This is a genomic window from Marilutibacter maris, assembly GCF_006546735.2.
GTDB lineage: Bacteria > Pseudomonadota > Gammaproteobacteria > Xanthomonadales > Xanthomonadaceae > Marilutibacter > Marilutibacter maris.
The window spans coordinates 1-8,459 of the sequence record NZ_VICD02000218.1; the positions used below are offsets into that span (position 1 = coordinate 1).

6 protein-coding genes and 5 tRNA genes are annotated in these 8,459 nt (G+C 69.0%); all 11 read right to left on the minus strand.

Annotated features, from left to right (window positions below; translation table 11 throughout):
* Positions 1-1,072: lytic murein transglycosylase (locus FKV24_RS12760; RefSeq protein ID WP_141482640.1), on the minus strand; the 1,072-nt coding region annotated here is incomplete at its 3' end.
* 203 nt (positions 1,073-1,275) lie between these two features.
* Positions 1,276-3,282 (minus strand): right-handed parallel beta-helix repeat-containing protein, encoded by a 2,007-nt coding sequence (locus FKV24_RS12765; RefSeq protein ID WP_170288301.1) that lies wholly within the window; start codon positions 3,280-3,282, stop codon positions 1,276-1,278.
* Between the two features lie 430 nt (positions 3,283-3,712).
* Positions 3,713-3,799: transfer RNA gene (locus FKV24_RS12770), tRNA-Leu, on the minus strand.
* A 173-nt stretch (positions 3,800-3,972) separates the two neighbouring features.
* Positions 3,973-4,046 (minus strand) — tRNA-Cys (locus FKV24_RS12775).
* 203 nt (positions 4,047-4,249) lie between these two features.
* Positions 4,250-4,325, minus strand: a tRNA-Gly gene (locus FKV24_RS12780).
* Positions 4,326-4,378: 53 nt separating this feature from the next.
* Positions 4,379-4,452 (minus strand) — tRNA-Cys (locus FKV24_RS12785).
* Between the two features lie 121 nt (positions 4,453-4,573).
* Positions 4,574-4,649: transfer RNA gene (locus FKV24_RS12790), tRNA-Gly, on the minus strand.
* A gap of 36 nt (positions 4,650-4,685) precedes the next feature.
* Positions 4,686-5,267, minus strand: a complete 582-nt coding sequence (gene pgsA, locus FKV24_RS12795; RefSeq protein WP_141482642.1) for a CDP-diacylglycerol--glycerol-3-phosphate 3-phosphatidyltransferase — start codon at positions 5,265-5,267, stop codon at positions 4,686-4,688.
* Complete coding sequence (gene uvrC, locus FKV24_RS12800) at positions 5,264-7,147, minus strand: excinuclease ABC subunit UvrC (RefSeq protein ID WP_141482643.1); 1,884 nt, start codon at positions 7,145-7,147, stop codon at positions 5,264-5,266. The genes pgsA and uvrC overlap by 4 nt, the downstream gene beginning before the upstream one ends.
* Positions 7,148-7,270: 123 nt before the next feature.
* Positions 7,271-7,765, minus strand: a complete 495-nt coding sequence (locus FKV24_RS12805; RefSeq protein ID WP_141482645.1) for a low molecular weight protein-tyrosine-phosphatase — start codon at positions 7,763-7,765, stop codon at positions 7,271-7,273.
* A 4-nt stretch (positions 7,766-7,769) separates the two neighbouring features.
* A partial coding sequence (gene kdsB / locus FKV24_RS12810; RefSeq protein ID WP_141482644.1) for a 3-deoxy-manno-octulosonate cytidylyltransferase occupies positions 7,770-8,459 on the minus strand: 690 nt, incomplete at its 5' end.

The following is an 8,459-nucleotide window of genomic DNA, read 5'->3' on the forward strand; positions in this document are numbered from 1 at the left end:
CGCCGATGTCGTGGCCGCGCGCCAGCAACAGGGTCTGCAGCTCGCGGCGCTCGGCCCGCGACAGGCCCGGATCCTCGGTCGGCCAGGACGCAACCAGCCCGCCCTGCCCGCGCAGCCGGTCGGACAGGTGCGCGATCGCCAGCGCATAGCTCTCGGCGGCGTTGTAGGAGTAGATCGCATCGAAGTTCTTGAACACCAGGAACGCCGGCCCCGAACGGCCCGCCGGCAACAACAATGCCGCGGCGGTGCCGGCGGCCGGCGCGAACGCCTGCCCGTCGATCCTCGACACCCCACGACCGGTCCAGTACGACAGCGGCCGACGGCTGGTGCGACCCGATACCGCGGTGTCGAAGCCTTCCGGCAATCGCACTTCGTAGCCCCACGGCTGACCGCTGCGCCAACCCGAGCGCTTGAGATAGTTCGCGGTCGATGCCAGCGCATCGGGAATGCTGTCGACCAGATCGCGACGGCCATCGCCGTCGAAGTCGACCGCGATCCGGCGATAGGTCGATGGCATGAACTGGGTGTGCCCGAACGCACCGGCCCAGGAGCCGACCAGTTTGTCGGCGGCGACGTCGCCGCCCTGCACGATCCGCAGCGTCTCCAGCAGCTCGCCGCGGAAGAAGCTCTGGCGGCGCCCCATGCACGAGAGCGTGGTCAGCGAGGTCAGCAAGGGCCGCTTGCCGAAGACCTTGCCGTAGTCGCTCTCCACCCCCCACACCGCGACCACGGTCGCCGGATCGACGCCGTACGCGGCCTCGACCCGGGCCAGGGTGTCGGCATGCGTCCGCAGCATCGCGCGACCGTCGTCGACCCGCTCCTGGTCGACCAGGCCGGCCATGTAGTCCCAGATCGGGGTGGTGAACTCCGGCTGCCGGTTGAGCAGTTCCAGCAACGACGGATCGGCGACGACTCCGGCCACATGGGTGTCGAAGGTCGAGGCGCCGATGCCGGCGGCCACCGCCTTGCCGCGCAAGGATTGCACGCATGAACTGATATCCGCCGCCGTCGCGGTGGCGCAGAAACCGGCGCACAACAGCGCGCCGGCGAGAGTCGGGATCGATATACGCATCCGCCTAGCTTACCCGTGCCCATGTGCAAACTCGATCACGGTTCCCGCGCACGCCCACTCGGGCAAAACCCGACGGAGCGCCAACTCACGGCCATCCGCGCAACCGCAAGGCCAATGCGCCCGGTCGTCGAGACCGGACGCATGCGGGGAGGATCAGACGGCGCGGCGGCGGCTCGCACCCGCACGCCGCGACCGCCTCGGCCTCAGGGCTGCACGTCCTCGATTGCCAGATCATCGAGATAGAACGCGGTGCCGGCGGTGCCGGACCCGACCAGCACCACCGACACGCTCGCGGTCCCGGCCGGCGCCTGCACGCTGGCCTCGGCCAGTTGCCACTGGCTGCCCTGCACCGGCAGCGCGACCACGCTGTTGTCCAGCACCTGCCCGTCCGCGCCGCGCCAGTCCAGCGACAGGCGCGGATTCACCGGCGTGCCGACGCCGCCACGCACCCACAGGCTCACCGCCTTGGCGCCCGGCGAAGCGGCGTAGCCCGGGTAGTTCGCGACCTCCACGCCCCAGTAGGCGCCCGCGATGTCCACGCGCAGGCTGTGGCTGCCGCCATGGGCCTGCGCGTCGCTGCGGACCACCTCCGCGCCGTACCAGGCGCTCCACAGGCCCAGCGAAGCCTCCAGCGTGGCGGTATCGGCGTCGACCAGGTTGCCGACCGGCTCCGGCCCGGGACCTCCGGGATGGTCGCTGGTGCTGCCGGCATCCTGCAGATAGGGCGCGGCCTGCCAGGCGGCGAAGCCGATCCGCTCGCCCCAGCGCTTGGCGAACTGCCAGGGGCCGAAGTAGTCGTTGTCGGCGAAGCGGTTGTTGGCACCGAACATCACCCGGTCCTGGATCTCGGCGACGGTGTACGGCGACCACGGCAGATTGTCGGCGCCGGTCGCGATCAGCGCCTGCACGCCGCAATAGTCCGAGCCCTCGCAGGGAACGACTGCCGGATCGAAATGGAAGGCGTTGCCGACCACCTCGATGTTGCGCGCATGCCAGCGGCAGTCCGTGCGGTAGGGCTCCTCCGCGATCCGCGTATAGCAGGGATGACCGGCGTTGATCGGATCGAGATAGTCGTAGTCGTGCGGCTCGGGGATTCGCGTGGGCGTCACCAACGGCGTGCAGTAGCCCTTGCTGGTGTTGCCGTTCGAATTGCAGAACCGGTTGCTGTTCTCGTAGATCGACACGCCGGAGAAGTTGTTCTCGAAATAGTTGTCGTGAATGCGGATCATGGCCGAGCCGGACACGGTGCTGGCCAGGCGCGCATCGCCGCCCGACTCGGACAGGTAGATCGCCGGCGCCGGCGATCCCCGGTTGCGCAGGCCCTTGACCCAGGCGTTGTTGATCAGGGTGTTGCCGCGGATGGTCGCGTTGTAGCTGATCTCGTACCAGATGCCCTCGTCGTCGTTGTCCTCGATGTAGTTGCCTTCGAACAGGAAATCGATGTTGTTGGTGTCGGCCCACAGCCCGACGCTCTTGTTGTCGTGGACCCAGTTGTGGGTCACGCGGGCGCCCTGCACGTCCCAGAACTTGCCGCCGCCGCTGCAGCCGCAACCCGGCAGCCGGACTTCCCAGTCGTCGGTGTTGTTGCCGGCGATCTCGTTGTGGTCGAGCACGATGTCGGTGATCGCCGGGCCGCCCTCGACCGGCATCTTGAACATGCTGAAACCGTACTGGCCGTTGTCCTTCAGGCAGTTGTAGCGGACGGTGTTGGCACTGCCGAGGAACACGCCGGCGCCGTCGTTGTCGGCGATGGTGTTGTATTCGATCAACCAGCCGTCGCCGGCGTCATGGTTGACCACGCCCTCGTTGTTGTTGTCGAGCCCGCGACCGAAGTTGCGCACGGTCAGGTGGCGGATGGTGACGTCGCGGGCACTGCCGGTGAACGCGTACAGATTGAGATTGCGTCCATCGATCACCGCGCCCGGCGCGCCGACATAGGTCGTGCCATCGCGGGCGATGATCTGGCCGTACAGGTCGTCGCCCAGGGTGTGCACGCCGGGCGCGAACCAGAACGTGGCCCCGGGACGGTTGAAGTCGAAGCCGGCGTTGTCGCCGGCGGGTACGACGATGGCGCCGGCCGGAGGCGTCGCCGGCCCGTCGAGCACGGCGGTATTGCCGCACATGCGGGCCGGCGGCTCGGTCGGCCAGGCCTGCGCCATCGTGGGCGCGGACACGCCCAGCGCGGATGCGGCCAGAACGGCCGCGAACATGTGCGCCCCCGATGGGCGAAGACGCTGAAGCAGCGGCTGAGGCCGCCTTGACATGGACATCTCGGACTCTCCCTGTTGAGTGGTCGACGTCGGCCGCGATGGAGCGGTCCGGCGCAGGCGGGAGTCTGCTGCAGCACGCGCGCCGGGACCGGCGACACCGTCACGCTGGAGGAAGCCTGCTGACATCCGGACCGTCTTCACCGCGCCCCGGATTTGCATCGATCCATTCGAACCGCAGCCGAAAGGCCCGTCTCAACGACAGGTTCCAACAACGCACCGCGGATCCAGAGCCGTGGCGCGCCGCGTCGACTGCTGACAGGGCGGCGCCTGCGGATGCCGAGAGGACGGGAGTTCCGCGCGACCGGCGGCTCATCCGGCGCCCCGCATGGGCGTGGCGCGGCGGCCTGCGCGTCCAGCGCTGGGACATGGATGGTGCCCGGAGCCGGAATCGAACCGGCACGGCCTCGCGGCCGGCAGATTTTAAGTCTGCTGCGTCTACCAGTTTCGCCATCCGGGCAGCGTTCTGGAGCGCGGGCAGCTTACCGCAGGAACGCCCGCGGGAGCGGTGCGAGCCGCGACCGGCCTGCTGCGCCGCGTCCGCCGCGATCACTCGTCCGCAATGACTCGTCCGCGATCACTCGTCCGCAAAAACAGGACGGGACGCGCCGGCGAAGGCGCGTCCCGCGGGTCTGGAGGCCGAGGTCGGAATCGAACCGGCGTACACGGATTTGCAATCCGCTGCATAACCACTCTGCCACCCGGCCGGTGACTGCCGCCAAGCTTACCGCTTTTGCCGATTGCCGGGCATGTCGCGCCCAGGCCGCGAATGGGCCGGCGAATGGCGGCGGAACCTGACGTCGAGACACAACGTCAAGACATAACGTCAAGAAACCGGGCCGGAAAAAAACAAGGCCCCGCGACGGGGGCCTGTTTGAAGGGCGGCCAGCAAGGACCGGCACCATCGAATTGGAGCGGGAAACGAGACTCGAACTCGCGACCCCGACCTTGGCAAGGTCGTGCTCTACCAACTGAGCTATTCCCGCTTTGGGGCGGCCATTCTAGGGCGCACCGTGAAACTGTCAATCTACCGCACGTCTGGAGGCCGAGGTCGGAATCGAACCGGCGTACACGGATTTGCAATCCGCTGCATAACCACTCTGCCACCCGGCCGGTGACTTTCCGGAAAGCTCGACGCCGCGCGCGGCCGCATTCTCGCCATCCTGAAAAGACAAAACCCCGCGAGGGGGCTTCGTCGGAAGGCCTGCCCGGAACGGGCCTGCCTCATCGAAACTGGAGCGGGAAACGAGACTCGAACTCGCGACCCCGACCTTGGCAAGGTCGTGCTCTACCAACTGAGCTATTCCCGCTGAGGAGCCGTCATTTTAGGCTTCGCCACGAAACTGTCAACTGGTTTTTTCGGAGCTGTGTTCGTCTTCCTTCAGGGTCGGCCAGGCCGCGCGCAGGTAGGCCAGACCCGACCACAGGGTCAGCAGCGCGGCCGCCGCCAGCATCCATTCGCCGATCGCGAATACCGGCAGACCGGCGAACGGCTCCTGGTACAGCAGGCAGACCAGGGCGAGCATCTGCACGACGGTCTTGATCTTGCCGATGCTGGCGACCTTGACCCTCGCCCGCTGTCCCAGCTCCGCCATCCACTCGCGCAGCGCCGAAACCGCGATCTCGCGGCCGATGATCACCGCCGCCCACAACGTCATCCAGACCGTCGGGTGCTTCTGCACGATCAGCATCAGCGCGATCGCGACCATCAGCTTGTCGGCAACCGGATCCAGGAATGCGCCGAACGCCGAGTGCTGGTCGTAGCGACGGGCGATCCAGCCGTCCAGCCAGTCGGTGACCGAGGCCAGGGCAAAGATGAACGCGGCGGCGAAGTTGGTCCACTTGAACGGCAGATAGAACACCAGCACCAATACCGGGATCAGCAGGATCCGCAGCAGGGTCAGGATGGTCGGTACCGTCAACTTCATGCAGTGCTCCGCGGGGGTGGGCGGTCGTCAGTGGGGGTGTCCAGGCCGTGCAGGGTCGCATAGATGCGCTCGGCAAGGGCGACGTTGATGCCCTCGACACGGGCGATTTCCTCGACCCCGGCGGCCTTCAGACCGCCAAGGCCGCCGAAATGTTTCAACAGATTAGCGCGTCGGCGCGGCCCGATTCCGTCGATGTCCTCCAGCCGGCTGCTGTTGCGGGCCTTCTGGCGGCGCCCGCGGTGGCCGGTGATCGCGAAACGGTGCGCCTCGTCGCGAACCTGCTGGACCAGTTGCAGCGCCGGCGACTCGGCCCCGGGGCGCACGCCGCGACCGTCCGGCAGCAGCAGTTCCTCGTCGCCGGGGCGCCGCGCCGGCCCCTTGGCCACGCCGACCAGGACCACGCCCTGCACGCCCAGTTCCTCGAGCGCTTCGCGCGCCTGCGCCACCTGCCCCGCTCCGCCGTCGATCAACAGCACGTCCGGCAACACGCTGTCCTCGTCCACGGCGCGCCGGAAACGCCGGGCGATCGCCTGATTCATCGCCGCATAGTCGTCGCCGGGCTCGATGCCGGCGATGTTGTAACGGCGGTACTGGCCGCGGACCGGGCCTTCGGCGTCGAACACCACGCAGGAGGCCACGGTCGCCTCGCCCATAGTGTGACTGATGTCGAAGCATTCGATCCTCGCCGCCGGCTCCTCCAGCCCCAGCAGGACCTGCAGCGCCTCGCTGCGGGCCTTCTGCGCGGCGTGGCCGGTGCGCTCGGTGGCCAGGGCCAGCTCGGCATTGCGGCGGGCCAGGTCGAGATAACCGGCGCGCTCGCCGCGCACGCTGCTGCGGATCTGGACCCGGCGGCCATCGCCGCCGCTCGACAGCGCCTGCTCGATCAGCTCGCGGTCGGGAATGTCGCGATCGAGAATGATCTCGCGCGGCGGCCGCTGTCCACCGGATTGTTGTTCGCCGTAGTACTGCGAAACGAACGCCGCCAGCACTTCCTCGGCGCTGTCGCTGCCGTTGGTCCTGGGGAAGAAGGCACGGGTGCCCAGATTGCGGCCGTCGCGGAACGCCAGCAGCAGCACGCAGGCCGCCGCGCCCTGCATCGCCACCGCCAGCACGTCGAGATCGGCGGCGCGGCCATCGACATACTGGCGCGCCTGCAGGGTCCGGATTGAACCGATCAGGTCGCGCAGGCGCGCGGCCTGCTCGAACTCCAGCCGCTCGCTGGCCGCCTCCATCAGCTGGCCGAGCTCGCCGGTCAGCTCGTCGCTGCGCCCCTCCAGCAACATCGTCGCCCGGCGCAGGCTCACGGCGTATTCGTCGGCCTCGACCAGACCCACGCAGGGCGCGCTGCAGCGACCGATCTGGTACTGCAGACAGGGCCGCGAGCGATTGCGGAACACGCTGTCCTCGCAACTGCGCAGGCGGAACAGCTTGTGCATCAGGTTCAAGGTCTCGCGCACCGCGCCGACACTGGGGTACGGACCGAAGTAACGCCCCAGGACCGAGCGCGCGCCGCGGTGCATCGCGATCCGCGGCCAGACTTCCTGGGTCATCAGCACGTAGGGGTAGCTCTTGTCGTCGCGCAGCAGCACGTTGTAGCGCGGCCGCAGCGACTTGATCAGCTGGTTCTCGAGGATCAGCGCCTCGGCCTCGGTACGGGTGACCGTGACCTCCATCCGCGCGACCTGGGACAGCATCGACGCGATCCGCGGCGACTTCGGCGACGCGTTGAAATAACTGGCCACGCGCTTCTTCAGCGCGCCGGCCTTGCCCACGTAGAGCACGCTTTCGTCGGCCGCGATCATCCGGTACACGCCCGGCGCGGTGCTCAGCTGGCGCACGAAGGCCTTGCCGTCGAACGCGGGGAGGCTGGCGTCGCTCATGGGCGCGGCTCCGCCAGCGGGCGCGAAGTCCGGACAGGGGCTGCTGCGGTGGGCGTGGCGTCTGGCTGCATCGCGACTAGGATTGGGCCGCCGCGCGGGCAAGGCAAGCCCGGCGACGGGCGTTCACCCCTGTCGCGGGCCCGCCGCAACCGTCTCGCCGCGCAACAAACGCTCGATCACGCCGTTGGCGGCGGCATCGAGCAGGCGGTGGACATGCTCGAACTGGGCCGGGCCGCCGGTGTAGGGATCCGGGATCTCCACCTCGCCGTCGATCCCGGCCCACTCCAGCAGCAGCGCGGTGCGCGCCCTCGCCGCCTCCGGCGCCCGCGCGCGAACGTCGCGCAGATTGTTGCGATCGGCGCACAACAGCCAGTCGAAATCGTGGTGGTCGTCGCGGCCGATCTGGCGCGCGCGCAGGCCGGCGATGTCGATGCCGTGCTCGCGCGCGGTGGCGATCGCGCGCCGGTCCGGCGGATCGCCGACATGCCAGTCGCCGGTGCCGGCGGAGTCGACCTCGACCCGGCCGGCCAAGGGCGAGGCCTCGATACGTGCGCGCAGCACGCCCTCGGCCATCGGCGAGCGGCAGATGTTGCCCAGGCACACGACCAGCAGCCGCAGCGGCTCAGCCATGGTCGGCCGCCAGTCGCGCCTCGGCGCGGACCAGGTCCTCGGGGGTGTCGACGCCGGCCGGGAACGGCTCCGGGGTGCGCGCGACCGCGATCCTGAATCCGGCCTCCAGCACCCGCAACTGCTCCAGCGATTCGATCCTTTCCAGCCGCCCCGGCGGCATCTGCGCGAAGCGCTTGAGGAACCCGGCACGGTAACCGTAGATGCCGATGTGGCGCAGCCAGTGATCGCCGTCCGGCAGGCGGCTGCGGTCGTCCAGGAACGCGTCGCGCGGCCACGGCAATGGCGCCCGACTGAAATACAGCGCATCGCCGTTGCTGGCCTGCACCAGCTTGACCGTGTTCGGATCGAACAGGCTCCCGACCGCCTCGATCGGGGTCGCCAGGGTCGCCATCTCCGCACCGCTCTCGCGCAACAGCGCCGCCACCGCGCGGATGCCGGCGGCCGGCGCGAACGGCTCGTCGCCCTGCAGATTCACCACCACGGTATCGTCGTCCCAGCCGGCGATGCGCGCGCATTCGGCCAGGCGGTCGGTACCGGAGGCATGATCGCGCGCGGTCATCGCGACCCGGACCCCGGCTCCGTCCAGCGCCTCGGCAATGCGCGCATCGTCGGCGGCGACCCAGACCTCGCGCGCGCCGGCCGCCAGCGCACGCCGGGCGACGTGCAGCACCAGCGGCTCGCC